The organism is Pseudomonas sp. LB3P93 (genome assembly GCF_054898025.1).
The window spans coordinates 1243875-1268779 of the sequence record NZ_CM142713.1 but is presented as its reverse complement, the minus strand read 5'-3'; the positions used below and the strand labels follow the sequence as shown (position 1 = coordinate 1268779).

Here is a 24905-nt window from a genome sequence, read left to right as displayed (position 1 = left end):
CGTCAGCCTTTGAACAATTGATTGGCCTTGGCGTACGGCATGGACCGCGACGTGAATCCGAAGGTGCCCGACGTCTTGATCTCTTCGGCGGCGCGGAAAAACTCGCCGTAGGCCGCTAACGCCAGGGCCGAACCGACACTGATACGTTTGACGCCCATCTCGCTCAACTGCTCGACCGTCAGTTTGAGCCCGCCGGACATCAACACGTTAACCGGTTTCGGTGCCACGGCGCGGACCACCGCCAACACGTCTTCAGCACTGCGCAGACCCGGCGCGTACAACACGTCGGCGCCCGCCTCGGCGAACGCCTGCAAACGGCGAATGGTATCGGCCAGGTCAGGATTGCCGTGCAGAAAATTCTCGGCACGGGCGGTCAGCATAAAGGGGAAAGGCAAGCTGCGAGCGGCTGCGACGGCGGCTTCGATCCGTGCCACGGCATGCTCGAAGCAGTAGATCGGCGCCTCTTCACGACCGGTGGCGTCTTCGATTGAACCACCGACAGCACCGGCCGCCGCGGCCTGCAAAATACTTTGTGCGCACTCGGCCGGATCGTCCGCGAAGCCGTTTTCCAGGTCCACCGCCACCGGCAGGTCCATTGCCGCGACAATCGCGCGGACGTTCGCCAGCGTATCGTCCAGCGTCAATGCGCCATCAGGCCGGGCGTTGGAAAAGGCATAACCGGCACTGGTGGTCGCCAGCGCCTCGAAACCCAGGCTGACGAGCATCTTCGCCGAGCCGGCGTCCCACGGGTTGGGAATGACAAAAGCGCCCTCGCGTTCGTGCAGTGCTTTGAACGCCTGGGCTCGAAGGGTTTGCGCATCCATTGGCAGGCTCCTGAAAAGGGGAACGAATCCGCCTCAGAGCAGGCCAAGTTGCTCGGCGGCGGGCTCTCTGTATAGCTCAGGCAACGGCGGCAAGCCAGGCAAACGCAGCATCAGTTTTGCGTGAAAACGTTGCGCCAGCTTGGCGGCCAGCAGGTTATCGGCGGTGTGCAGGAAGATGTAGGGCGTACGACCCTCTTCGATCCACACGGCGATTTTCTCGACCCACGGCTCCAGGAACGGATCATTCGCCTCAAGCTGTGGATGGCCGATGAAACGCACCTGTGGAAATTGGGTAAACGCTGCCGGACGCGGCGGCACCCTGGGCTTTTTCGATTGGGCGTGGAGCACCGACGGATCGGTCGACGTGCAGCTGAACAGCGCTCGCGGATCGAGGCAGATACGTTCTACGCCACGATCCAGCAGCAGGCGATTGAGCATGCGCTCGCTATCACCTTTGGCGAAGAACTCGTCATGGCGCACTTCAACGGCCAGCGGTCGTTCAAGCGCATCGATGAAACCGGCCAGTTCGGGCAATCGGTGCGGGGTGAAGCTTTTCGACAATTGCAGCCACAGGGGCGAAACCCGTTCACCGAGTGGGCTGAGCAATTGCAGGAAGGTTTCGGCGGCGGTCAGTTGTTCGCGCAGGTCACCGCTGTGGCTGATGTCGCCGGGAAACTTGGCGGTGAAGCGAAAATGTTCGGGCATGGTCTCGGCCCAACGCTGTACGGTGCTGGCGGCCGGGCTCGCGTAGAAGGTCGTATTGCCTTCTACGGCGTTGAACACTTGGGAATAGAGATTTAGAAATTCGGCGGGTTTGGCGTCCGGCGGATACAGATAATCGCGCCAGGCGTTTTCACTCCAGGACGGGCAACCGAGGTAGTAAGGCAGCACCATCAGATGTACAGGTCGAGGCCCAGCACATCCGCATCCCAATCGACAAAACCGGCGGTACTCAGGTAGCTGGCGAGTGCCATGGCTACGCTTTTCTTCATGGCGCGATGGTAGATCATGTCTTGCTGACGAGCCGGAAGATTGCTCAGGCGCTGCGCGGAAGCTTTGGCGGCACGGGCGGCCAGTTGCTCTTCAGACGGAATTTCCAGCTCACCGTCGATATCGACGTAGTCGTCATCCGCCACAGGGCCTTTGCGGGGCTTGCGCTTGATGGGGTAGGACTGGGAGGAAAGGCCGTCTATACGCATGAGTACATGTCCGGTATCAGTAGTGGCAGTCTAGTGGCACATAACCCACTTCGCAAACGGCCGAGTGATAACTAGAACACAGAAATACGAAAAGGTTTAAAAGCCGGGTGCAGAAACTGACGATTGGCTGCGTTTGGAATGTTTATTGTGGCGAGGGAGCTTGCTCCCGCTGGGCTGCGAAGCGGCCCCAATTATAGACAGGTACTCTGCGCAGTCTGCTTTTACGACTGCTTCGCAGCCGGAGGGGAGCAAGCTCCCTCGCCACAGAACCGCGTGGATCAACGAGCCTTGGGTGTCGCCACTTTATCCCGCAAGTAAACCGGCTGAGCCTCATCCGCCACAATCGCCTCACCGCGTTCCCAGGCAAACCGCGCCAGCGTCAGCAGGTCTTCAGCGTGCGGCAACATGCCTGCATCCTGCCCGCTCAGGTTGACGGCGATGCGCTCGGCATATCCCCAACCCGTACCGGCGCCGAACCATTCACCGCTGGCATCGGCCGGCAATGCGGCCACTTCCGGCGGCAATACCGCTTCGTTACCGACCAGGCGCATCTCGCCCGCCGTTTCGCGGTAGCAACCCCAATACACTTCATCCATCCGCGCATCAATGGCGGCCGCGACCTGGCTGACGCCGTGTTCGCGATACGCCCGCTGCGCCAGCACCGCCAAGTTGGAGACCGGCAACACCGGGCGATCCAGCGCAAATGCCAGGCCTTGGACCACGCCGATGGCGATCCGCACGCCGGTGAAGGCGCCCGGCCCACGACCGAAGGCGATGGCATCGACCGCTTGCAGGGTGGTCCCGGCATCGGTGAGCAACTGCTGGATCATCGGCAACAGTTTTTGCGCATGCAGGCGCGGGATCACCTCGTAATGACTCGTGACTTTGCCGTCATGCAGCAAGGCAACGGAGCAAGCTTCAGTCGCGGTGTCCAGGGCCAGCAAGGTGCTCATCGATGTTTCCGTAAGAGAGGTCAGAAAAAGTGCGCCAGTATAAACAACTACGGCCCGCAAGCGGGCCGTAGAAGATGAAGCGGATCAGTCTTTTCAGTTCAGCGCTTCAAGCACCTTGCCGGTGATCGCTTCAACCGAGCCAACACCTTCGATGTGGCTGTACTTCGGTTTGCCCTGAGCAGCGGACAGTTCCTGGTAAAACTTCACCAGTGGCTCGGTCTGAGCGTGGTAAACGGAGAGACGATGACGCACGGTCTCTTCGGTATCGTCTTTGCGCTGCACCAGCTCTTCACCGGTGATGTCGTCTTTACCGGCAATTTTCGGCGGGTTGTAGACGATGTGGTACACGCGGCCGGAAGCCTCATGCACGCGACGACCGGCGATACGCTGGACAATGTCCTCGTCCTTGACGTCGATTTCGACCACGTGATCCAGTTCGACGCCGGCTTTCACCAGGGCTTCAGCCTGAGGAATAGTGCGCGGGAAACCGTCAAACAGGAAACCGTTGGCGCAATCCGCCTGGCTGATGCGTTCCTTGACCAGATTGATGATCAGGTCATCGGAAACCAGGCCACCGCTGTCCATGACGCTCTTGGCGATCAGGCCCAGCTCGGTGCCGGCCTTGACCGCAGCACGCAGCATGTCGCCGGTGGAGATTTGCGGGATGCCGAACTTTTCGGTGATGAACTTAGCCTGAGTACCTTTACCGGCCCCGGGAGCTCCCAGCAGAATGACGCGCATCGATGTGCTCCTCAATTTTTTATATAGATAACAACGGATTCGCCTCGTGGGGCCAATCTCAAAACAGGGTCGTGGCCGCCCAAACGGCCAAAGGCTGATCAAGATACACAGCAGGCCCGGACCACACAAGCCGCCGAAAGTCGGAGAAACCTGCGCCACGCGTGACCTTTCGACGGGGTACCCCAAGTCGCAACCCCATCATTAACTGTCGCCTTGCAGACCTTTTCTGCCCATCGCCCGCAGGCACCCGACGCTCGCGCCGGGCACCTTCCCCCACGACGAAAACCTTAGCCGGTATTTCGCAAACCGGCAGCAATCCCCGCCACAGACACCAGCAGCGCCTGTTCTACAGGGCTGCCCTGTGTCACTTCCTGTTGCCGCGAGCGCGCCAACAGTTCGGCCTGCAATAGATGAAGCGGGTCAAGATAGGTGTTGCGCAACCGGATGAATTCGAGGGTGTCTGGGCTATGTGCCAGTAGCTGAGACTGGCCGGTCAGCCCAAGGACCACGGCGCAGGCCTGCGACAATAGGTCGCGTAAATGCGCACCCAAAGGGAGCAAATCCGGCTCGACCAGCCGCTCATCGTAGGATCGGGCGATGTCGGCATCGGCTTTTGCCAAGACCATTTCCAGCATATCGATGCGCGTGCGGAAGAACGGCCACTGTTCGCGCATCTGCCCCAACAGTTCGCCTTCGCCACGCTCCAACGCCTTGCTCAGCGCCGCTTCCCAGCCAAGCCAGGCCGGAAGCATCAGGCGCGTTTGGGTCCAGCCGAAGATCCATGGAATGGCGCGCAGGCTTTCGATGCCGCCGGCACGGCGCTTGGCCGGGCGGCTGCCCAATGGCAAACGACCCAGTTCCTGCTCCGGGGTGGATTGGCGGAAATACTCGACGAACTGCGGATTTTCCCGCACCACGGCGCGGTAAGCCTTGACCCCGTCAGCGGCCAATTCGTCCATCAGATGGCGCCAGGCCGGTTCCGGTGGAGGCGGCGGCAGCAAAGTCGCTTCCAGCACCGCCGCCAGGTACAGATTGAGATTCTGCTCGGCGATGTCCGGTAGGCCAAATTTGAAACGAATCATTTCCCCCTGCTCGGTGGTGCGAAAACGTCCCGCAACAGAACCGGGTGGCTGCGACAGAATCGCCGCGTGCGCCGGGCCGCCGCCGCGACCTACGGTGCCACCACGACCATGGAACAACAGCAACTCCACTTGTTGCTCGCGGCAGATATCGACCAAGCGCTCCTGCGCCCGATATTGCGCCCAGGCCGCCGCTGTCGTGCCCGCGTCCTTGGCCGAGTCGGAATAGCCGATCATCACTTCCTGCGGCCCTTGCAGGCGCGAACGATAGCCCGGCAGCAGCAACAGCTTTTCAATCACCGGACCGGCGTTGTCGAGGTCGGCGAGGGTTTCGAACAACGGCACCACGCGCATCGGCCGCAACACGCCGGACTCTTTGAGCAACAGTTGCACGGCCAGCACGTCGGAAGCGGCGCCGGCCATGGAGATCACATAAGAGCCGAGCGAAGCCCCCGGGGCCGCCGCAATTTCCCGGCACGTCGCCAGCACCTCGGCGGTGTCGGCCGATGGCTTGAAGTACGCCGGCAGCAACGGCCGACGGTTGTTCTGTTCACGCACCAGGAAGGCGATGCGCTCCTCTTCGCTCCAGTCTTCGTAGCGACCGAGGCCGAGGTAATCGGTGATTTCGGTCATGGCCGCGGTATGCCGCGACGAGTCCTGGCGCACATCGAGTCGCACCAGGAACAGCCCGAAGGTCACCGCGCGCCGCAGGCAATCGAGTAACGGACCATCCGCGATCACGCCCATGCCGCACTCGTGCAAAGACTGGTAGCACAACTCCAGCGGATCGAGCAGGTCACGGTTATTGATCAGCACATCTGCCGGCACCGGGGTGGTGGCCGTCAATGAAGCGTGCGCCCAGTTACGCGTCGCCCGCAGACGTTCACGCAACTGTTTAAGCACTGCGCGATAAGGTTCGGCGCTGTCCCCGGCCTTTACTCTCAGCGCATCGCTGGCCTGCTGCATCGACAGTTCGGCAGCGAGGTGATCGACATCACGCACGTACAAATCAGCGGCCATCCAGCGCGCCAGCAGCAAGACTTCGCGGGTCACGGCGGCCGTCACGTTTGGGTTGCCGTCTCGGTCGCCGCCCATCCACGAGGCGAAGCGGATCGGTGCGCCTTCCAGCGGTAAATGCAGGCCGGTGGCGGCATGCAGGGCTTTGTCGGCCTTGCGCATATAGTTCGGGATTGCCTGCCATAGAGAATGCTCGATCACTGCGAAACCCCATTTGGCTTCGTCGACCGGCGTCGGACGCGTGCGGCGGATTTCTTCGGTGTGCCAGGCTTCGGCGATCAGGCGCTGCAACTTCGCCTGGATCTGTTCGCGCTCGGCAGTCGTCAGGTCACGATGGTCCTGGGCGGCCAGTTGTGCGGCGATGGCGTCGTATTTCTGGATCAGCGTGCGGCGCGCCACTTCTGTCGGGTGAGCGGTGAGGACCAGTTCGATCTCCAGTCGTCCCAGTTGCCGGGCCAGGGATTCGGCGCTATGGCCTTCGGCGCGCAGGCGCGCGAGCAGTTCAGGCAGCACTCGCGATTCGAACGGGGCCGGCTGCGACTCTTCACGGCGGTGAATCAGCTGATACTGCTCGGCGATATTGGCCAGGTTGAGAAACTGGTTGAACGCCCGCGCCACCGGCAGCAACTCTTCTTCGCTCAATTGGTTGAGGCTGGCGCTCAGTTCAGCGTCCATCGAACCACGACGGTCGGCTTTGGCGCCCTTGCGGATCTGCTCGATCTTGTCGAGAAAGCCGTCCCCGTACTGTTCACGAATGGTGTTGCCCAACAGCTCACCCAGCAGGTGAACGTCCTCGCGCAAGCGTGCATCAATATCGGTCATCAGCAGTTCTCCAGCGAAAATCCGGGTGTCTTGGAATGCCATGCTCTGATAGCAGAGAGTGCCGCTCTAAAGCGCTTCTTACAAGCAGACGACGAAGGGACGTTAAACCTTGTGCGTTCAAGCTAGTCTGAAGAGTAAGCCGTACAACGGCTTGCCGCCGAGCATAGGCGGACACTCACACCGCCTGCCACGAGCAGGAGCGCAATGAGGTTTTTATGAAAATCCGCGAACTTGCCCAGCATTGGGAAGAAAACGCCAAGGGTCGCCTGACCGATACCGGTTACAGGATTCATCTGGACATGGAAGCCGCCGCACGGCTGGCGGCGATTACCGAGATGTACCCCAAACGCCAGCCCGAAGAACTGCTTGGCGAGCTGATCGGCGCCGCGCTGGAAGAGCTCGAAAAGAGCTTTCCGTACGTGAAAGGATCGACCGTGGTGGCCACCGATGAAGAAGGTGATCCGCTGTACGAGGACGTTGGCCCGACTCCGCGTTTTCTCGCGTTGTCCCGTCGCCATCTGCACGATTTGTCATCCGGTGACGACAAGCAAAAACACTGATCCCCCCAATACCTGTGGGAGCGAGCCTGCTCGCGATGCGGTCTGACATCCGACATTTATGTCGCCTGACACACCGCTATCGCGAGCAGGCTCGCTCCCACATTTAGCCTGCATATCCCTTCGATTATTGCGTGTTCCCAGACCGTTGAATGGTCGGGCATACCACCGTACCTCGCCAAAGTTCCCGATCTAGAGCCTTGTCCGTTCGGTCAAAGTATTTTCAGGCGATAGGCCATCTTCTCTGAACTTTTGAAAAACGCCTCGGGTCACAGCCATTAACCACGCCTGGGACGGCCGTTTCAAAACACCCCGGAAATTGACGGTTACGGCTCCTTGCCCAGCATGGAATTTTAAGTTTTTCAGGAGTTATACCAATGGAGTTGAAGACCATGAAGATCAGCACTGCCAAGTCCTCGTTCAATAACCTGCGCGGTTTGAAACTGGCTGCCCTGGCAATCGGCAGCAGCTTCGTACTGGCCGGTTGTGCAGGCAATCCGCCGACCGAGCAATTCGCCGTGACCCAATCCGCTGTGAATGGCGCCGTCAGCGCCGGCGGTACTGAGTTTGCCGCCGTGGAAATGAAATCCGCACAGGACAAGCTCAAACAAGCCGAAATTGCCATGCATGACAAAAAGTATGCCGAGGCCAAGGTTCTGGCCGAACAAGCTGAGTGGGACGCTCGCGTCGCTGAACGCAAAGCCCAGGCACTGAAAGCCGAACAAGCTGTGAAGGACTCCCAGAAAGGGGTTCAGGAACTGCGTCAGGAAAGCCAGCGCACCGTGCAGTAAGCGCGCATCCAGACCACAGACCTGAAGCTCTTATCGATAGAAAGGACGAATTATTATGCGTACACAATTGATGATCCCCGCTCTCCTGGCCGCAAGCGTTGCACTGGCTGCCTGCTCCACCCCGCCTAACGCGAACCTGGAACAGGCCCGCACCAATTACAGCGGCCTGCAAGCCAACCCGCAAGCCAGCAAAGTGGCGGCATTGGAAACCAAAGACGCCAGCGATTACCTGGACAAAGCCGACAAGGCGTATCTGGACAAGAAAGATCCGAACGAGGTCGACCAACTGGCCTATCTGACCAATCAGCGTGTTGAAGTGGCGAAGCAAACCATCGCCCTGCGCACTGCTGAAGCCAACCTGAAAAACGCTGCCGCACAACGTGCCCAGGCGCGTCTCGATGCTCGCGATCAGCAGATCAAGCAATTGCAGGACAGCCTGAACGCCAAGCAGACCGACCGCGGTACGCTGGTGACGTTCGGTGACGTGCTGTTCGCGACCGACCGTGCTGACCTGAAATCCAGCGGTCTGGTGAACATCAACAAACTGGCGCAGTTCCTCTCGGAAAACCCTGATCGCAAAGTGATCGTCGAGGGTTACACCGACAGCACCGGCACTGCGAGCCACAACCAGTCGCTGTCCGAGCGTCGTGCCGGTTCCGTGCGCATGGCGCTGGTGAAAATGGGCGTTGATCCAGCACGCGTCGTTGCGCAGGGTTATGGCAAGGAATACCCGGTTGCGGAAAACACCAGCACCTCGGGTCGTGCGATGAACCGTCGTGTGGAAGTGACCATTTCCAACGACAACCAGCCCGTGATCCCGCGTTCGGCTGTCAGCTCGAACTAAGCCTCACCTGCTGAAACACAAAAGCCCCGCCCGAGTCGATCAGGCGGGGCTTTTTTGGTCTTCATAGAACCTGTGGGAGCGGCGGTGCGACGATTCGACTTGCCCGCGATAGCGGACTGTCAGTCAACAAAGATGTTGAAGGTGCAGGCCTCATCGCGGGCAAGCCCGCTCCCACATTGGATCGTCAGAGAACCCAGGATCGGGTTACTGCTCCAGCTTTTGCGGGGTTTCTTCGCCCATGCAGCGCACCGCTTTTTTCTTGCTGTTGACCAATACGCCGCTCAGGCCTTTTTGTTCGGTGTCGAACATCACCAGCACGCCATCGATGCACTGGGCCACTTGCGCCGCGGGTTCCAGGGAGACTTTGTAGTCTTCGCCCGGCACGGTCTTGAGCATGGTGAAATCGCTGAGCAGCAGCGCATCTTCGGGTTTGGCGAAGTGCAGGTAACCGTAGAACCACAGGGCCCCGACGGTGCCGAGGATGCTGCAGATACCGGTGATGATCAGCGGGATGGCGTTACGTTCTTCACTCATTGCGGACTCTCTGATGGTTCATCTTCTGAATGCTTGGGTGCCGGGTAATTGGGGATTTCACCCAGGCGGCGCAGGCCGTTGAAATGCTGCGGATCGTCGAGATAACGCAGCATCACTTTGCGCCAGACCGGGTCGGCGAATGTCTGCACATGACCACCCCGGGTCAATTGCAGCACACGCGGCGGCGGCGCAGCTTGATACAGACGGATGCCGTTGGAAAGGGGCACGATCGGATCGTCGATGCTGTGGTAGATCAGTTTCGGCACGCCGTTGAGCTGCGCCATGGAATTGATCGCGCTGTCGCCGTCCGGCACCAGCCAGGACAACGGCACCTGGAACGCCCAGGTCAGCCAGGAATTGCTCAGGGCGAATCGGCCGATGCTGCGATAGCTGGCGGGCACGCCGTCGAGGACGAAGGCCTTGAGTTGTTTCTGACGCTCGGGATGTTGAACCAGGTAATGCACGGCCATCGAACCACCGAGGCTCTGGCCGAGCAGGATCAGCGGTTTGCCTTTGACTTCGGGGGCCTGATCGAGCCACTTGAACGCGGCGTCGATGTCCTGATAGATCGCCGGCAGACTCGGCTCGCCCTCGGACAATCCGTAGCCGCGATAATCGATCAGCAGCACTTGATAACCTTCCTCCGGCAACCACCAGCTGCCGCCCAGGTGCATGGGCAAATTACCGCCGTTGCCGTGCAGATGCAGCACCGTTCCCTTGACCTCGACGCCTTTTTTCGCCGGCAGCCACCAGGCGTTCAGCTTGAGGCCGTCGGCGGTGGTCAGGGTCACCTCGCGGTAGTCGAGCTTGGCTTTTTCCGGGGTGAATATCTGGCCGGGCTCGGGGTAGAACAGCAGGGAGCTGCAACCGCTCAGGGTCAGGAGAAGGCAGAGGATGCCGAGGATTCTCATCCGTTGAAACCTCGCGAGATATAGGTTGGAACAGGGTCTGGTGGAGAAAAAATAAACCTGTGGGAGCGGGCTTGCCCGCGATGGCGGCTCAACATTCAGCATTGATGTTGACAGTGAAATCGCAATCGCGGGCAAGCCCGCTCCCACAGGTTTTGTGTCGGGATCTAAAGGATGTTCGAGTAATCCGCTTCGATCCGGTCCAGGCTCAGGTGGTTGAGGAAGTTGGAGAAGCACATCCACGCCGACAGTGCGTTCAGGTCGCGGAACTGATCCGGCAAATACTTCGGTGGCACCACCAGCCCTTCGTCCACCAACTGGCGCAAGGTTCGCATGTCTTCCAGCGTGGTCTTGCCGCAAAACAGCAGCGGAATCTGCTCAAGCTTGCCTTTACGCACGGCCAACTGAATGTAGTTGTAAACCATGATAAAGCCCTTGAGGTAGGACAAGTCTTTGGTAAACGGCAGACCGGTCGGTATCGAGCCACGGAACACCCGACTGGCATTGCCGTAGCTTTCAGCCATTTCGAAGCCTTGTTCGCGGAAGAATTCGAAGACCTGCAAAAAGTCCGCGCCCTCCTCCACCATGTGAATGGCACGGGTGCGGTTGGTCAGTTTGCGCAGGCGGCTCGGATAGGAAGCGAAGGTGATGATTTCCATCAGGATCGCCAGCCCTTCCTGAGTCACCGTCGACGACGGCGGGCCTTTGGACAGGAAGGTGCAGATCGGCTGGTTCAACCCGTTGAGCGTGGTGCCGACGTGCACCAGCCCTTCATGGACTTCCAGGGCGCGCACGTCACGTTCGTTGAACATCGCGTCGGTGCGGATCTTGATGTAGTCGGCGCCGGCCGCCGCATCGGCCACGATACCGTCAGACTCGAATACCCGAATGGTTTCTTCGGCCTCACCAAACACCTTGCTCAGCCGGGTTTGCAATAAATGCACGGCGTCTTTGGCAGTGAGGATTTTCGGCTCGTCCTTCAGGTCACCCCGGCCATCGATGTTGTTCAGGTAATCGGAGAGCATCAGACCGAGGTCGGACAGGGTCGGGTCGCCGGCATGGAACGCGTCGGACGCGGCGCCGTACAACTCCTGGGAAATCAGCCCGAAATCCTCGGTGCCGCGTGCTTCGAGCATGCGCACCACCATCCGGTATTCCTTGCACATGCGCCGCATGATCTGGCCGACCGGGTTGAACTGGCCGAGCTGACGGGTGATGTCGCGCTCGATGTTCTGGAATTCCAGCTTCACTTTGCTCGAATCAAACGACAGCGGCCGGTTGAGGTAATAGTCGCGGTCCACCGCCGGCATTTCCTTGCCCTTGGCCTTGAGGAAACCCTTGCGGATGCCGTCGTCCCACTTGACCGCATCGAGGACGCGAATCGGCGTCTGCGCCAGCACAATGCGATCGGACAAAATGCGTATCGTCTGCTGGTAATCGTCCACCCGAAACTCCTGTAGAAAAACCGTTATGTGCTGGCTTTATTTAACTTTAGCTTTGGCTTTGGCCAGGCGCTGATAGCGCGCCGCCTCGACGAATACATCGGAATTGGCCGGATCATCGAGGTAAGCAAAGACCTGGTCCATACTGTTATTGATCAACACGCCGTCGCCATCATCGGTCTGGAAGCCTTCGCCGCTCAGGACTTTTTGCCCCAGGGCCTGATTGATCTGCTCGAGATCGAGGTTGTAGACCACCAATTCGTGCTTATCGTTGAGTTCAAATCCGAAGAGGGTGAAATGCCCGCCGAATTGCGCCGGGACCTTCGCCGACAGGTACCAGCGGCTGCCATGGCGCGACACCGTAAAGGGATAAGCTTCACGCTCCTTGGGGTTGGCCTTGAAGTAGCTGACCGCCTGGTAGCGATTGTCGCCCAGACGCGTCAGCTCCAGGTTCATCGGTTCGCCCCAGGCGTTGGTGCTGGTCCATTTGCCGAGCAGACCTTTGGGCGCGGGGTCGCTGGCGGGCAGTGGGTCCTTGAAGGTCACCAGACAGCCACTGAGCAGCAGGAACGACAAGGCGATCACAACGACACGCCAGGCTTTCATTCAACACTCCCTATGAACACAGTTCGCCTCATGATCGTTCCCACGCTCTGCGTGGGAACGCATCCAGTGACGCTCTGCGTCACACCGTAAGGGACGCGGAGCGTCCCGGGCGGCATTCCCACGCGGAGCGTGGGAACGATCAGAGGACCGGGTTACACCGACGCGAGTACCAGGTGCATGTAGCGATTGAGGATACCGAGCATTTCAGCTTCGGCGACAGGCTCGGCGTCGTTGAGCAGGCCCTGATATTCCATCCGTCCGATAATCGCCGTCAACACCTTGGCATCCTGTTGCGGTTCGCGCGAACCCAACACCTCAAAAAGCTGGCACGTCCCCTGGAGCAGAATTTGCTGATGGGAGCGCACCAACAGTGCCAGGCGCGGGTTCAGCAGCGCTTCCTGACGGAACGCCTGTTCGGCCATCAAGTGTTCGCGGCGGTTGATCAGTTGCCGGTGGACATAGTCCGCCATCAACCGCGCAATGTCGTCCGCCAGTTGCGAGCGTGACTCGGGGCTGCCGTCGCCGCTGACCACCATCTCGCGCAGCAGGCCCTCATTGTTCACCCACAATTTGGCCATGAAAGCCGCGCTGCGTTCCACGTATTGGGCGAAGGTATCGGTGAGCAGGTCATCGATGTCCTTGAAATAGTAGGTGGTGGCCGACAGTGGCACGCCGGCCTCTGCCGCCACTGCACGGTGACGCACGGCCCGCACGCCATCACGCACGACAATGCGCATCGCCGCATCGAGAATGTCCTGTCGACGCTGCTCGCTGCCCTGCCGGCTGGCCTTGCGACCCTGGTACTGAACGCTTTCAGCGACCGCAGTGGCGATGCCCGCTGCACCTTCTTGAGCAATTGCACGGTTCACGACAGGTATTCCTCTCTTACTTCAAAAGTAACCATTTGATACGTTTGTACCAGACAGGCAATAAAAAGCCGCCTGTTATAGGCGGCTTTTTTATCGAAACACTTACGCTTGCGGCCGCATGTGCGGGAACAGGATCACGTCGCGGATCGACGGTGAGTTGGTCAGCAACATCACCAGACGGTCGATGCCGATACCTTCACCCGCCGTTGGCGGCATGCCGTACTCCAGCGCGCGAACGAAGTCGGCGTCGTAGTGCATGGCTTCGTCATCGCCTGCGTCCTTGTCGGCCACCTGCGCCATGAAGCGCTCGGCCTGGTCTTCCGCGTCGTTCAACTCGGAGTAGGCGTTGGCGATTTCGCGGCCACCGATAAACAGCTCAAAGCGGTCGGTGACGCTTGGGTTGTCGTCGTTACGACGGGCCAGCGGCGACACTTCGAACGGGTACTGGGTGATGAAGTGCGGCTGCTCCAGCTTGTGCTCGACCAGCTCTTCGAAAATCATCACCTGCAACTTGCCCAGACCTTCGAAGCCCAGCACTTTGGCGCCGGCCTTCTTGGCGATGGCGCGAGCCTTGTCGATGTCGGTCAGGTCGTCAGCGCTCAGCTCGGGGTTGTACTTGAGGATCGAGTCGAACACCGACAGACGCACGAACGGTTCGCCGAAGTGGAACACTTTGTCGCCATACGGCACGTCGGTGCTGCCCAGAACCAGCTGCGCCAGTTCACGGAACAGTTCTTCGGTCAGGTCCATGTTGTCTTCGTAGTCGGCGTACGCCTGGTAGAACTCCAACATGGTGAATTCAGGGTTGTGACGAGTCGAAACGCCTTCGTTGCGGAAGTTGCGGTTGATCTCGAACACTTTCTCGAAGCCGCCGACAACGAGGCGCTTGAGGTACAACTCAGGCGCGATACGCAGGAACATTTCCATGTCCAGCGCGTTGTGGTGCGTCTCGAATGGCTTGGCCGCAGCGCCACCCGGAATGGTTTGCAGCATCGGCGTTTCGACTTCCAGGAAGTCACGCTTCATCAGGAAGCTGCGGATGTGCGCAATCACTTGCGAACGCACGCGGAAGGTCTGGCGCACCTCTTCGTTGACGATCAGGTCAACGTAGCGCTGGCGATAGCGCTGTTCGGTGTCGGTCAGGCCGTGGTGCTTGTCCGGCAGCGGGCGCAGCGACTTGGTCAGCAGGCGCACTTCGGTCATTTCAACGTACAGGTCGCCCTTGCCGGAACGGGCCAGGGTGCCAACGGCTGCAATGATGTCGCCCATGTCCCAGGTTTTCACCGCGGCCAGGGTTTCTTCGGACAGGGTCTTACGGTTGACGTAGACCTGAATCCGCCCGGTCATGTCCTGGATCACCATGAACGAGCCACGGTTGAGCATGATGCGACCGGCAACCTTGACCGGGATCGCAGCCTCTGCCAGCTCTTCCTTGGTCTTGTCCGCGTACTGTTTCTGCAAGTCTTCGCAGTAGTTGTCGCGGCGGAAGTCGTTGGGGAAGGCATTGCCCTTGGCGCGCTCGGCAGCAAGCTTTTCCTTGCGCAGGGCGATCAGGGAGTTTTCTTCCTGTTGCAGGGCTTGCGGGTCGAGTTGTAGGTCGCTCATGTCTTTAAAAATTCCATCACAGGTTCGTTGCCCCCACCGAGGGCAGGGGACTTAAGGTCTTGACTGGCGGTTTACAGCCCTTGTTTCAGGCTCGCCACCAGGTATTCGTCGATATCGCCGTCGAGTACCTTGTCGCAGTCACTGCGTTCGATGTTAGTGCGCAAATCCTTGATTCGCGACGCATCGAGCACGTAAGAGCGAATCTGGTGACCCCAGCCGATGTCCGACTTGGTGTCTTCCAGGGCCTGGGAGGCGGCGTTGCGTTTCTGCACTTCCTGCTCGTACAAGCGCGCCCGCAACATTTTCATCGCGGTGTCTTTGTTGGCGTGCTGGGAGCGTTCGTTCTGGCAGCTGACCACGGTGTTGGTCGGTACGTGAGTAATCCGTACGGCCGAGTCGGTGGTGTTTACGTGCTGACCACCGGCACCCGAGGAGCGGTAGGTGTCGATGCGCAGGTCCGACGGGTTGATGTCGATTTCGATGTTGTCATCGATTTCCGGCGACACGAACACGGCCGAGAACGAGGTGTGGCGGCGGTTGCCGGAGTCGAACGGGCTCTTGCGCACCAGACGGTGCACGCCGATCTCGGTGCGCAGCCAGCCAAAGGCGTATTCGCCCTTGATGTGGACCGTGGCGCCCTTAATCCCGGCGACTTCACCGGCGGACAGTTCCATGATGGTCGCGTCGAAACCGCGTTTGTCAGCCCAGCGCAGGTACATGCGCAGCAGGATGTTGGCCCAGTCCTGGGCTTCGGTACCGCCGGAGCCGGCCTGGATGTCCAGGTAGGCGTTGTTGGCGTCCATTTCACCGCTGAACATGCGACGGAATTCGAGTTTTTCCAGCGACTCGCGCAGGCGCTCGACTTCGGCAGCGACGTCATCGACGGCGGCCTGGTCTTCTTCTTCGGCGGACATCAGCAGCAAATCTTTGGCGTCGGCCAGACCGCTGTGCATTTCGTCGAGGGTTTCGACGATTTGAGCCAGCAGCGACCGCTCGCGGCCCAGTTCCTGAGCGTACGACGGGTTGTTCCAGACAGCCGGATCTTCAAGCTCGCGATTGACTTCAGTCAGACGCTCATGCTTTTGATCGTAGTCAAAGATACCCCCGAATAGTTTCGGAGCGCTCGGACAGGTCCTTGATACTGTTAAGGATCGGGTTGATTTCCATGGCGGGCAGCACTCGTTGGCGAACTTTTGAAAGCCGGCGAGTATAACGTAATCAAGCTGTCACGGCAGCCCGCCTGGCGGCTTTAGGGGCGAATGATTAAAGCGAACGCCGAGTAAATCTGTGGCGAGGGAGCTTGCTCCCGCTGGACTGCGAAGCAGTCCCCTTCTTTTTGCTGATAAGGGGGCCGCTTCGCTGCCCGGCGGGAGCAAGCTCCCTCGCCACAAGGGTATCGGCCAGCAAGGGGATCTATATTTACAAACCTGGTCGCCCGCTATTCGATGCCAACCTGATTACGCCCATTGTTTTTCGCCAGGTACAGCCCCTTGTCCGCCGCGGAAATCAATTGCCGACAGTCACTGCCCTGCTGCGGGATCATGGTCGACAGGCCGATGCTGATGGTCAGGCTTGAGCCTTCGCTGGGGAAAATGTGCGGAATCTTCAGCGCTTCCACGGTCATGCGCAGTTTTTCCGCCACCAGCCGTGCGCCACCCGGCGTGGTATTGGGCAGCACCAGGACAAATTCTTCGCCGCCGTACCGGGCTGGCAGGTCCGACGGTCGGGAGCTGGCGTCGCGAATGGCGGTGGCAACTTTACGCAGGGCTTCATCGCCTTCAAGGTGGCCAAAACTGTCGTTGTAGGACTTGAAATAGTCGACATCAATCATCAACAGCGACAATTGACTCTGATCGCGCAGCGAACGGCGCCATTCCAGTTCCAGGTATTCGTCGAAGTGCCGGCGGTTCGACAGCCCGGTCAAGCCGTCGGAGTTCATCAACCGTTGCAGCACCAGGTTGGTGTCGAGCAACTGCTGCTGGCTGACCCGCAACGCGCGGTACGCCGCATCGCGCTGCAACAAGGTCATGTAGGAGCGCGAGTGATAGCGAATGCGCGCCACCAGTTCGATGTTGTCCGGCAGCTTGACCAGGTAATCATTGGCCCCGGCCGCAAACGCCGCGCTCTTGATCAGCGGGTCTTCTTTGGTCGACAGGACAATGATCGGAATGTTTTTGGTCGCCGGATGGTTACGGTATTCACGCACCAGGCTGAGGCCGTCCAGACCGGGCATCACCAGATCCTGGAGGATCACCGTCGGCTTGATGCGGATCGCCTGCGCGATGGCCTGGTGCGGGTCGGCGCAGAAGTGGAAGTCGATATTCTCTTCGTTCGACAACCCGCGGCGCACCGCCTCGCCGATCATCGCCTGATCGTCCACCAACAACACCATGGCAGCGTTTTCGTCAGTCTTGAAGTCGTCGAGTTGTAAGTCATTCATGTGCGGTCACCTGAATACTGCTTGGGCCAGGATTGCTGCGAAAAGTCTTCATTTGAGGAAAATCTCCAGCAATCGTGGCGCTATCTTGTCCAGTGGGCGAACTTCCACGGCGGCATCGATGGCCGCCGCCGCTTTCGGCATTCCGTAAACCGCACTGCTTTGTTGGTCCTGAGCGATGGTCATGTAGCCCTGCTGGCGCATGAGTTTAAGCCCCTGCGCGCCGTCACGCCCCATGCCGGTGAGCAAAACACCCACGGCATCGCCGTTCCAGTAACTGGCCACGCTCTCGAAAAATACATCGATCGAGGGCCGATAGATCTCGTTGACCGGTTCGGCGGTGTAAGCCAGCGTGCCGTTTTTCAACAAGCGAATATGGTGGTTGGTGCCCGCCAGCAACACCGTGCCGGCTAACGGCGGCTCACCTTCCTGGGCCAGGCGCACCTTCAGGCCGCTGGCGCTGCTGAGCCATTCGGCCATGCCGGCGGCGAACACCTGGTCAACATGCTGCACCAGCACGATGGCAGCCGAAAAATCCTTTGGCAGGCCCTTGAGCAAGACTTCCAGCGCCGCCGGCCCGCCTGCGGACGAGCCAATCGCGACCAGTCGCTGGCGTGAAGCCGAACTGCGCAGCGGGCTGGGGGCTGGTCGCTCCCGGTTGCCCTTGTCACCAATCAGCCAGCCGATGTTCATGATCTTGCGCAACAACGGCGCCGCCGCCTCTTGGGCATTGCCAGCACCGAGGGCCGGGGTGTCGACCACGTCCAGCGCGCCGTGACCCATGGCCTCAAACACCCGGTGCACGTTCTGCTGACGGTCGACCGTGACGATGACGATGGCGCAGGGGGTCTCGGCCATGATCCGCCGGGTCGCCTCCACGCCGTCCATCACCGGCATGATCAGGTCCATCAAAATTAGGTCCGGGGTGAATTCGGCGCAACGTTGCACCGCCTCGGCGCCATTGCCGGCGACCCAGACCACTTCATGCGCCGGTTCGAATGCCAAGGCGCGGCGCAGGGCCTCCACCGCCATGGGCATATCGTTGACGATGGCTATTTTCATGCCCGCGCTCCTCCGATGAGCTCAACCACTGCATCGAGCAGGGCGTCGTCATGAAAACTGGCTTTGGCTAGATAATAGTCGGCTCCGGCGTCCAGTCCACGACGACGGTCTTCTTCGCGATCTTTATAGGACACCACCATAACCGGCAGCGATTGCAGGCGATTGTCCTGGCGCAACAAAGACACCAGTTCGATGCCGTCCATGCGCGGCATATCAATGTCAGTAATCAGCAGATCGAAATCCTCCGAACGCAGGGCGTTCCAGCCATCCATACCGTCGACCGCCACGGCTACGTCGTAACCGCGATTGAGCAGCAACTTGCGCTGCAACTCGCGAACGGTCAACGAATCGTCGACCACCAGTATCCGTTTGCGCGCTGCCTCGACCGCCTGGCTGCCCTGACGGGCAATCCGCTCCAGACGCCCGGTGTTGAGCAGTTTGTCCACCGAACGCAGCATGTCTTCGACGTCGACGATCAGCACCACCGACCCATCGTCGAGCAAGGCCCCGGCGGAAATGTCCTGCACCTTGCCCAGACGTTCGTCCAGCGGCAAAACGACCAATGTCCGCTCGCCAACAAACCGCTCGACCGCCACGCCGTAAATCGCTTCACGCTCACGAATCACCACGACTTTCAGGGTTTGTTGACCGCCCGGGCTCGCCGGCCGCTGCAGCAGCTGACTGGCGGCGACCAGCCCGACATGCCGGCCTTCGTGCCAGAAGTGCTGACGCCCTTCGACCTGAACGATGTCCGCCGGCTCCAGATCACACATGCGCTCGATGTGCGCCAGCGGAAAGGCGTACGCCTCGTCACCGACCTCGACCACCAGACTGCGCACCACAGACAGCGTCAGCGGCACTTCGAGGTGAAAGCGGCTGCCCTCGCCCGCCGTCTGCTCCAGCACCACCGCGCCGCGCAATTGACGGACCATGTGCTGAACCGCGTCCAGGCCGACGCCACGCCCGGACACTTCGGTCACCGTGTCGCGCAGGCTGAAACCCGGCAGAAACAGGAACGTCAGCAGCTCTTCTTCGCTTAACTGGGCGGCGGTTTCGGCTGGGGATAGCTGCCGCTCGATGATGCTGCGGCGGACCTTTTCCAGATCGACGCCGTGACCGTCATCGCTCAACTCCAGCACCAGCAGGCCGGCTTGATGGGAGGCGCGCAGCCGAATCAGGCCTTCTTCAGGCTTGCCGGCCAGCAAGCGTTGCTCGGGGGACTCGATGCCGTGATCCACGGCGTTGCGCAGCAAGTGCGTCAGCGGCGCTTCGAGCTTTTCCAGGACGTCGCGATCAACCTGGGTTTTCTCGCCTTCGATCTCGAGCCGCACCTGTTTACCGAGGCTGCGACCGAGGTCGCGGACCATGCGCACTTGCCCGCTCAACACGTCGGCAAACGGCCGCATGCGACAGGCCAGCGCGGTGTCGTACAACACCTGCGCCCGCTGACTGGCCTGCCAGGCAAACTCATCCAGTTCGGCGTTTTTTTCCACCAGCAATTGCTGGGACTCGGCCAGCAGCCGCCGGGCATCGCTCAGGGCTTCCTGGGCTTCGAGGCTCAAGGCATGTTCCTTGAGGTGGACGTTGAGGTTTTCCAGCGCCCGCAGGCCATTGTTCTGCATTCGCTTGAGGCGCTGCATCGTGGCCAGGTGCGGCTTGAGTCGCTGGGTTTCCACCAGGGATTTGCTCGACAGGTCGAGCAGGCTGTTCAAGCGTTCGGCCGTGACACGCAGCACGCGTTCGCCGCCTTCGGTGGTGCGCCGGTTTTTTTTCGGTGGTTCTGCGGGTGACGGTTCGGCGACCGGAACCAGCTCTTCGACCTTTGGCGCGAGCGCTTCGGGCTCTGACTCGGTCATGAAGGGCGCTATCGGCGTGCTGATCGGCATGGCCAACGCCAGCGGATCCAGCAACCGAGCCATCAGTGCCACATAGGCCTCGATATCCGCCGCCCCGGGATTGTTATTCGGCGTCGCAATGCGCATCAGCAGATCGGTGCCTTGCAGCAAGGCGTCAATGTGCTCGGGCCGCAAGTACAGGCGCCCTTCCTGCGCGCTGACCAGGCAATCTTCCATCACATGCGCGACGCTCACGCCGGCATCGACCCCGACAATCCGCGCCGCGCCTTTGAGCGAGTGGGCTGCGCGCATGCACGATTCAAGGTGATCGGCCTGCGTCGGATCGCGTTCAAGCGCCAAAAGGCCTGCGCTCAGCACTTGGGTCTGGGCTTCGGCTTCGAGGCTGAACAGCTCCAGCAACGAGGCGTCGCGCATTTGCTCGGGGGTCATGTGAGGCTCCGGGTCACGGCGGACAACAGCTGTTCTTCATCCAGCCAACGCAGGCTGCGACCTTTGAATTGCAGCACGCCCCGGGTGTATTTGGCACTGGCCTGGGTACCGGACTGCGACGCGGCATCGAGAATACGCTCGTCGATGGCGTGAATGCCGTCCACTTCATCCACCGGCACCACCACCGGCCCGCCGTGGGCAGCGATGATCAGCATCCTCGGCATCACCCGCGCGCCAGAAGCCACGCTGCTGGTGCCATCGAGACCGAGCAGCTCCACCAGCGACAGGCACGCCACCAAAGCTCCGCGCACGTTCGCCACTCCCAGCAGGGCCCGGGAGCGCTGGTGTGGCAAGGAATGAATCGCTTGCAGGGGCGCCACTTCGACCAGGCTGCGGGTAGCCAGGCCCAGCCATTCTTCGCCAAGACGAAACATCAGCAGCGAGCGGGTTTTCACGTCGATTTCGGCCGCCGTCGAAACCTGCTCGCGATCGTCCTGTTGCAAAGCGTAGCGGTCGAGCAAGCGCGTGGCAGCGGCGGAGTACACCGCGCAGTTGCGGCAGTGAATATGCTCGATCAGCAGCGGGCAGGACTTGTCGCCGTGGATACCGATGCGGTTCCAGCAGTCGTCGATGGCCTGGGCATCTTTATGGGTGACGCTCAAGGTGTCGGAGGCCTTCATCGTTTACGCTCACTGTCGGCGGCGCGTTCGCTGCGGGCGGCGCGGTCTTGCAATCTTTTGGCACCCGCCGTGTCGCCCAGAGATTGCAGCAAGGCCGCCAGGTGCATCAACGCGTCGGGGTGTTGCGGTTCGAGGTATAACGCCTTGCGATAAAAACCCTGGGCTTCGAGGACTCTGCCGGCGACATCGCTGAGCAGCCCCAGCCAATAAAACACCTGGGCTACCGGTTCGTGACTGCGCAAGTAAGTTTCGCAGGCTGCGCGGGCATCGGCACTTTTGCCTTCGTTGGCCAGCGCGGTGATGTTCGCCAACAAGGTGGCAGCGTCCGAGGCTTTCGAGGTGACGGTCGGTGGCGTAATAGTTGTGAACGGACGATTGCGCACAGGTGGCGGTGCCACGCTGCGCAGCGGTTGGCGCACCGGCAGCGGTGTCGGGACGAAGACTGGCAGAGGCTCGGGTACAGGCGCGCTCTGACGGCTGAACGCAAAAGACTGCGGGATGCCAATCGAGCGCATGCCGAAACGACCGAGCAAACTGCCTTCGGCCGGGCCGATAAACAGCACGCCGTCGACATGCGTCAGACGCTTGAGCACTTCGAAAACTTGCTGCTGGGTGGGCAGATCGAAATAGATCAGCAGGTTGCGGCAGAACACAAAATCATAAGGCGGCTCGCTGGCCAGCAACGCAGGATCCAGCAGATTGCCGACCTGCAAACGCACTTGTTCAAGCACTCGCTCGCTGAGGCGGTAGCCGTCTTCTTCGGCACTGAAATGGCGCTCGCGAAACTCGATGTCCTGGCCACGAAACGAATTCTTGCCATACAGCGCACGTTTGGCTTTTTCCACCGACAACGGGCTGACGTCCATGCCTTCGACCTTGAACTGATGCGGCTTGAGCCCGGCATCAAGCAAGGCCATGGCGATGGAGTACGGCTCCTCGCCAGTGGAACAGGGCAGGCTGAGAATCCTCAGTGCGCGCAGGTTGTTGATGTCGGCCAAGCGTTTGGTGGCCAGTTTCGCCAACGTCGCGAAGGATTCGGGGTAGCGGAAAAACCAGGTCTCAGGAACGATCACCGCTTCAATCAACGCCTGCTGTTCGTCCTGCGAACCTTGCAGCGTGTGCCAATACTCATCAGCCGTCAGCGCCCTGGAGGCCGTGCTGCGCTGGCGCACCGCGCGCTCGATGATCGCCGGCCCCACCGACGTGACGTCGAGGCCAATGCGTTCCTTGAGGAAATCGAAGAAGCGCTGATCGCTGCTCATGGCCGTTCCTCAAGCAGCGCCAGGTCCAGCGGCGGCGAAGGAAACAGCAGCGCCCGCACCTGATCATCAAGCAGATCGGCCACCCGCACCCATTGCAGCAAACCCTGGGCATCTTCACGGACCGGCCCCAGGTAAGGCGCCTGGCGATTATCCAGGCCATAGGGTTTAAAGTCCGCCGGGTTGCAGCGCAAGGTGTCGGTGGCCTGCTCCAGAATCAGCCCGAGCAACTGCGAAGGCGTCTCCTCATCCGGCCAATAGTGCACCAGCACCAGCCGCGTACTGGTGCGGGCTTGCGCCGGTTCGCCAAAGGTCAGTGCGCTGAGGTCGATCACCGGCACCACCGCGCCGCGATAGGCGAATACCCCGGCGACCCAGTGCGGGGCCTTGGCAATCGGTTTCAATGGCAGGCGCGGCAGCACTTCGGCCACTTCGCGCGCCTGCAAGGCATAGCGCTCGTTGCCGATGCGAAACAGCAGAAACAACGCGTGTTTCGCCGGCATCACCCCGCCGCGTTTGACCACGAGTTCGCTCATCAGACTTTGAATCGCGAGACGCCGCCCCGCAGCCCCACGGCCACCTGGCTCAGCTCGTCAATGGCGAAACTGGCCTGGCGCAAGGACTCGACGGTCTGGCTGCTGGCATCGCCCAACTGCACCAGCGCGTGGTTGATCTGTTCGGCGCCGGTGGCCTGGGCCTGCATGCCTTCGTTGACCATCAGCACCCGCGGCGCCAGCGCCTGAACCTGGTGGATGATCTGCGACAGCTGCTCGCCGACCTGCTGCACTTCGGACATGCCGCGACGCACTTCTTCAGAGAATTTGTCCATGCCCATGACCCCGGCCGACACCGCCGACTGGATCTCACGCACCATCTGCTCGATGTCGTACGTAGCGACGGCGGTCTGATCCGCCAGACGCCGCACTTCGGTGGCGACCACGGCAAACCCACGACCGTATTCACCGGCCTTTTCAGCTTCGATGGCGGCGTTCAGCGACAGGAGGTTGGTCTGGTCGGCGACTTTGACGATGGTCACCACCACTTGGTTAATGTTGCCGGCCTTCTCATTGAGGATCGCCAGTTTGGCGTTGACCAGATCGGCCGCGCCCATCACCGAGTGCATGGTCTCTTCCATCCGCGCCAGGCCTTGCTGCCCGGAACCGGCCGCTACCGAAGCCTGATCGGCGGCGGTGGAGACTTCGGTCATGGTGCGCACCAGATCGCGAGAAGTGGCCGCGATTTCACGGGACGTCGCGCCGATTTCGGTGGTGGTGGCGGCGGTTTCGGTGGCGGTGGCTTGCTGTTGCTTGGAGGTGGCGGCGATCTCGGTCACCGATGTGGTGACCTGGACGGAGGAGCGTTGGGCCTGAGACACGAGAGCGGTGAGCTCGGTCATCATGTCGTTGAAGCCGGTTTCCACCGCATTGAATTCGTCTTTGCGCTCCAGGTTCAGACGGCCGCTGAGGTCGCCAGTGCGCATGATTTCGAGGATCTGCACGATCCGGTTCATCGGCGCCATGATTGCGCGCATCAACAGCAAACCGCAGAGACCGGCGGCTAACACGGCGACCAGCAGGGAAACGCCCATGATGATTTTGGCGGTGACCACGGCGTCATCGATGTATGCGATGTCTTGGTCGGCCACCGCTTTGTTTTCGCGCAGGATGTCATTGAGCTTCATGCGTCCCGCCGTCCAGGCCGGGGTCAACTGTTCGTTGAACAACTTGATGGCATCGGCCTCTTGATTGCGCTTGTGCAGGTCGAGCACCGCGGCCAGGAGCTTGCCGTACTCCGCATGGAGTTTTTCGAATGTCGCGAATTCGACCTTGTCTTCCTCTGTAGTCACGGTGGCGCGATAGTTACCCATCGCTTCCTGCACACGCGCTTCGTAGCTTTTGAAGTCTGCGGCGTCTTCGGCACTGATGCCCTGCCCTTCCTTCAGGCCCAGCAATTTCTGAATATGGAGAAAACTGTCGACCCAGGCGCCGCGAATCGTCGAGCTGTAATAGACCCCGGGCAACGCGTCCTCACGGACACTGGCTTCGCTGGTTTCGATCTTCAACAGCCGGGAATACGAGACGACGACCATCAGCAACATGATGGCGATAATCACCGCAAAGCTCGCCAAGATGCGTTGGCGCAACGTCCAGTTCTTCACAGTCAGTCCTCGGGGCGATTCAAATGCTGCGGAGTATAGCTGAGGGTGTTTCATTTATAAGACGGGGGATTGGCAGTTCTCGACTGTAGGTGGGAATACGGCGGGAGTGCCTCTGGAGGGGGACTTGCGTTGGAACGGGTGGTGAACCGCAGGGGCAAGGTGGAAGAAATGGGCCGTAGATTGGCCATCGGGATGTAGTGAGGCTGCAGACGCCTTCGCGGGCAAGTCGGATC

At 60.4% G+C, this 24905-nt stretch carries 23 protein-coding genes; 3 read left to right on the top strand and 20 right to left on the bottom strand.

Annotated features, from left to right (window positions below):
- Positions 1-2: 2 nt before the first annotated feature.
- The 6 genes from ACYZT8_RS05495 to ppc form a co-directional block, all read right to left on the bottom strand.
- The gene (locus tag ACYZT8_RS05495) at positions 3-824 is read right to left on the bottom strand and encodes an isocitrate lyase/PEP mutase family protein (RefSeq protein ID WP_461979864.1); all 822 of its coding nucleotides are present in this window, start codon (positions 822-824) and stop codon (positions 3-5) included.
- 33 nt (positions 825-857) lie between these two features.
- On the bottom strand, positions 858-1718 hold the full coding sequence (locus tag ACYZT8_RS05490) for a DUF72 domain-containing protein (protein WP_461979862.1): 861 nt from the start codon (positions 1716-1718) through the stop codon (positions 858-860).
- A complete protein-coding gene (locus ACYZT8_RS05485; protein WP_461979860.1) occupies positions 1718-2023 on the bottom strand; it encodes a hypothetical protein in 306 nt (101 codons plus the stop codon). The genes ACYZT8_RS05490 and ACYZT8_RS05485 overlap by 1 nt, the downstream gene beginning before the upstream one ends.
- A gap of 278 nt (positions 2024-2301) precedes the next feature.
- Complete coding sequence (gene tsaB / locus ACYZT8_RS05480; protein ID WP_461979858.1) at positions 2302-2976, bottom strand: tRNA (adenosine(37)-N6)-threonylcarbamoyltransferase complex dimerization subunit type 1 TsaB; 675 nt, start codon at positions 2974-2976, stop codon at positions 2302-2304.
- A gap of 93 nt (positions 2977-3069) precedes the next feature.
- Positions 3070-3717, bottom strand: a complete 648-nt coding sequence (gene adk, locus ACYZT8_RS05475; RefSeq protein ID WP_218437095.1) for an adenylate kinase — start codon at positions 3715-3717, stop codon at positions 3070-3072.
- 287 nt (positions 3718-4004) lie between these two features.
- The gene (gene ppc / locus ACYZT8_RS05470; RefSeq protein ID WP_461979855.1) at positions 4005-6635 is read right to left on the bottom strand and encodes a phosphoenolpyruvate carboxylase; all 2631 of its coding nucleotides are present in this window, start codon (positions 6633-6635) and stop codon (positions 4005-4007) included.
- Positions 6636-6850: 215 nt separating this feature from the next.
- Here ppc and ACYZT8_RS05465 point away from each other — a divergent pair, with 215 nt between their 5' ends.
- From ACYZT8_RS05465 to ACYZT8_RS05455, 3 genes are all read left to right on the top strand, one after another.
- Positions 6851-7195 carry a pilin assembly protein gene (locus tag ACYZT8_RS05465; protein ID WP_094468905.1) on the top strand — a complete coding sequence of 115 codons (345 nt, stop codon included), beginning with the start codon at positions 6851-6853 and terminating at the stop codon, positions 7193-7195.
- 374 nt (positions 7196-7569) lie between these two features.
- Positions 7570-7983: a DUF4398 domain-containing protein gene (locus tag ACYZT8_RS05460; RefSeq protein WP_461979853.1), complete on the top strand. Its 414-nt coding sequence runs from the start codon at positions 7570-7572 to the stop codon at positions 7981-7983.
- Between the two features lie 55 nt (positions 7984-8038).
- Positions 8039-8827 carry an OmpA family protein gene (locus ACYZT8_RS05455; protein ID WP_461979851.1) on the top strand — a complete coding sequence of 263 codons (789 nt, stop codon included), beginning with the start codon at positions 8039-8041 and terminating at the stop codon, positions 8825-8827.
- Positions 8828-9031: 204 nt separating this feature from the next.
- On the opposite strand, the gene ACYZT8_RS05450 is transcribed toward ACYZT8_RS05455, so the two are convergent.
- From ACYZT8_RS05450 to ACYZT8_RS05385, 14 genes are all read right to left on the bottom strand, one after another.
- Positions 9032-9361 carry a hypothetical protein gene (locus ACYZT8_RS05450; protein ID WP_461979849.1) on the bottom strand — a complete coding sequence of 110 codons (330 nt, stop codon included), beginning with the start codon at positions 9359-9361 and terminating at the stop codon, positions 9032-9034.
- Positions 9358-10272 carry an alpha/beta hydrolase gene (locus tag ACYZT8_RS05445; RefSeq protein ID WP_461979847.1) on the bottom strand — a complete coding sequence of 305 codons (915 nt, stop codon included), beginning with the start codon at positions 10270-10272 and terminating at the stop codon, positions 9358-9360. The genes ACYZT8_RS05450 and ACYZT8_RS05445 overlap by 4 nt, the downstream gene beginning before the upstream one ends.
- A gap of 164 nt (positions 10273-10436) precedes the next feature.
- Entirely contained in the window at positions 10437-11714 is a 1278-nt protein-coding gene (locus ACYZT8_RS05440) for a flavohemoglobin expression-modulating QEGLA motif protein (protein ID WP_461979845.1), read from the bottom strand.
- Between the two features lie 36 nt (positions 11715-11750).
- Complete coding sequence (locus ACYZT8_RS05435; protein ID WP_461979843.1) at positions 11751-12317, bottom strand: hypothetical protein; 567 nt, start codon at positions 12315-12317, stop codon at positions 11751-11753.
- Between the two features lie 152 nt (positions 12318-12469).
- Positions 12470-13186: a TetR/AcrR family transcriptional regulator gene (locus ACYZT8_RS05430; RefSeq protein ID WP_461979841.1), complete on the bottom strand. Its 717-nt coding sequence runs from the start codon at positions 13184-13186 to the stop codon at positions 12470-12472.
- Between the two features lie 102 nt (positions 13187-13288).
- Complete coding sequence (lysS, locus tag ACYZT8_RS05425) at positions 13289-14791, bottom strand: lysine--tRNA ligase (protein ID WP_461979839.1); 1503 nt, start codon at positions 14789-14791, stop codon at positions 13289-13291.
- A gap of 71 nt (positions 14792-14862) precedes the next feature.
- A protein-coding gene (prfB, locus tag ACYZT8_RS05420; RefSeq protein ID WP_102593528.1) for a peptide chain release factor 2 occupies positions 14863-15958 on the bottom strand; the annotation gives its coding sequence in 2 pieces (ribosomal slippage) (positions 14863-15885 and positions 15887-15958; 1095 coding nt in all).
- 271 nt (positions 15959-16229) lie between these two features.
- Positions 16230-17231, bottom strand: a complete 1002-nt coding sequence (locus ACYZT8_RS05415; protein WP_461979837.1) for a diguanylate cyclase domain-containing protein — start codon at positions 17229-17231, stop codon at positions 16230-16232.
- Between the two features lie 48 nt (positions 17232-17279).
- The gene (gene cheB, locus ACYZT8_RS05410) at positions 17280-18290 is read right to left on the bottom strand and encodes a chemotaxis-specific protein-glutamate methyltransferase CheB (protein ID WP_461979835.1); all 1011 of its coding nucleotides are present in this window, start codon (positions 18288-18290) and stop codon (positions 17280-17282) included.
- Entirely contained in the window at positions 18287-20575 is a 2289-nt protein-coding gene (locus tag ACYZT8_RS05405) for a response regulator (RefSeq protein WP_461979833.1), read from the bottom strand. Before ACYZT8_RS05405 ends, cheB begins: the two co-directional genes overlap by 4 nt.
- Positions 20572-21255 (bottom strand): chemotaxis protein CheW, encoded by a 684-nt coding sequence (locus tag ACYZT8_RS05400; RefSeq protein ID WP_461979831.1) that lies wholly within the window; start codon positions 21253-21255, stop codon positions 20572-20574. The genes ACYZT8_RS05405 and ACYZT8_RS05400 overlap by 4 nt, the downstream gene beginning before the upstream one ends.
- A complete protein-coding gene (locus tag ACYZT8_RS05395) occupies positions 21252-22517 on the bottom strand; it encodes a CheR family methyltransferase (protein WP_461979829.1) in 1266 nt (421 codons plus the stop codon). The genes ACYZT8_RS05400 and ACYZT8_RS05395 overlap by 4 nt, the downstream gene beginning before the upstream one ends.
- Entirely contained in the window at positions 22514-23050 is a 537-nt protein-coding gene (locus ACYZT8_RS05390; RefSeq protein ID WP_461979827.1) for a chemotaxis protein CheW, read from the bottom strand. The genes ACYZT8_RS05395 and ACYZT8_RS05390 overlap by 4 nt, the downstream gene beginning before the upstream one ends.
- A complete protein-coding gene (locus ACYZT8_RS05385) occupies positions 23050-24672 on the bottom strand; it encodes a methyl-accepting chemotaxis protein (RefSeq protein WP_461979825.1) in 1623 nt (540 codons plus the stop codon). The genes ACYZT8_RS05390 and ACYZT8_RS05385 overlap by 1 nt, the downstream gene beginning before the upstream one ends.
- Between the last annotated feature and the right edge of the window lie 233 nt (positions 24673-24905).

Bases quoted from the DNA above. Each gene is read 5' to 3' on its own strand.
- ACYZT8_RS05495 (WP_461979864.1), bottom strand. From the start codon at position 824: ATGGATGCGCAAACCCTTCGAGCCCAGGCGTTCAAAGCACTGCACGAA.
- ACYZT8_RS05490 (WP_461979862.1), bottom strand. From the start codon at position 1,718: ATGGTGCTGCCTTACTACCTCGGTTGCCCGTCCTGGAGTGAAAACGCC.
- ACYZT8_RS05485 (WP_461979860.1), bottom strand. From the start codon at position 2,023: ATGCGTATAGACGGCCTTTCCTCCCAGTCCTACCCCATCAAGCGCAAG.
- tsaB (WP_461979858.1), bottom strand. From the start codon at position 2,976: ATGAGCACCTTGCTGGCCCTGGACACCGCGACTGAAGCTTGCTCCGTT.
- adk (WP_218437095.1), bottom strand. From the start codon at position 3,717: ATGCGCGTCATTCTGCTGGGAGCTCCCGGGGCCGGTAAAGGTACTCAG.
- ppc (WP_461979855.1), bottom strand. From the start codon at position 6,635: ATGACCGATATTGATGCACGCTTGCGCGAGGACGTTCACCTGCTGGGT.
- ACYZT8_RS05465 (WP_094468905.1), top strand. From the start codon at position 6,851: ATGAAAATCCGCGAACTTGCCCAGCATTGGGAAGAAAACGCCAAGGGT.
- ACYZT8_RS05460 (WP_461979853.1), top strand. From the start codon at position 7,570: ATGGAGTTGAAGACCATGAAGATCAGCACTGCCAAGTCCTCGTTCAAT.
- ACYZT8_RS05455 (WP_461979851.1), top strand. From the start codon at position 8,039: ATGCGTACACAATTGATGATCCCCGCTCTCCTGGCCGCAAGCGTTGCA.
- ACYZT8_RS05450 (WP_461979849.1), bottom strand. From the start codon at position 9,361: ATGAGTGAAGAACGTAACGCCATCCCGCTGATCATCACCGGTATCTGC.
- ACYZT8_RS05445 (WP_461979847.1), bottom strand. From the start codon at position 10,272: ATGAGAATCCTCGGCATCCTCTGCCTTCTCCTGACCCTGAGCGGTTGC.
- ACYZT8_RS05435 (WP_461979843.1), bottom strand. From the start codon at position 12,317: ATGAAAGCCTGGCGTGTCGTTGTGATCGCCTTGTCGTTCCTGCTGCTC.
- lysS (WP_461979839.1), bottom strand. From the start codon at position 14,791: ATGAGCGACCTACAACTCGACCCGCAAGCCCTGCAACAGGAAGAAAAC.
- ACYZT8_RS05415 (WP_461979837.1), bottom strand. From the start codon at position 17,231: ATGAATGACTTACAACTCGACGACTTCAAGACTGACGAAAACGCTGCC.
- cheB (WP_461979835.1), bottom strand. From the start codon at position 18,290: ATGAAAATAGCCATCGTCAACGATATGCCCATGGCGGTGGAGGCCCTG.
- ACYZT8_RS05405 (WP_461979833.1), bottom strand. From the start codon at position 20,575: ATGACCCCCGAGCAAATGCGCGACGCCTCGTTGCTGGAGCTGTTCAGC.
- ACYZT8_RS05400 (WP_461979831.1), bottom strand. From the start codon at position 21,255: ATGAAGGCCTCCGACACCTTGAGCGTCACCCATAAAGATGCCCAGGCC.
- ACYZT8_RS05395 (WP_461979829.1), bottom strand. From the start codon at position 22,517: ATGAGCAGCGATCAGCGCTTCTTCGATTTCCTCAAGGAACGCATTGGC.
- ACYZT8_RS05390 (WP_461979827.1), bottom strand. From the start codon at position 23,050: ATGAGCGAACTCGTGGTCAAACGCGGCGGGGTGATGCCGGCGAAACAC.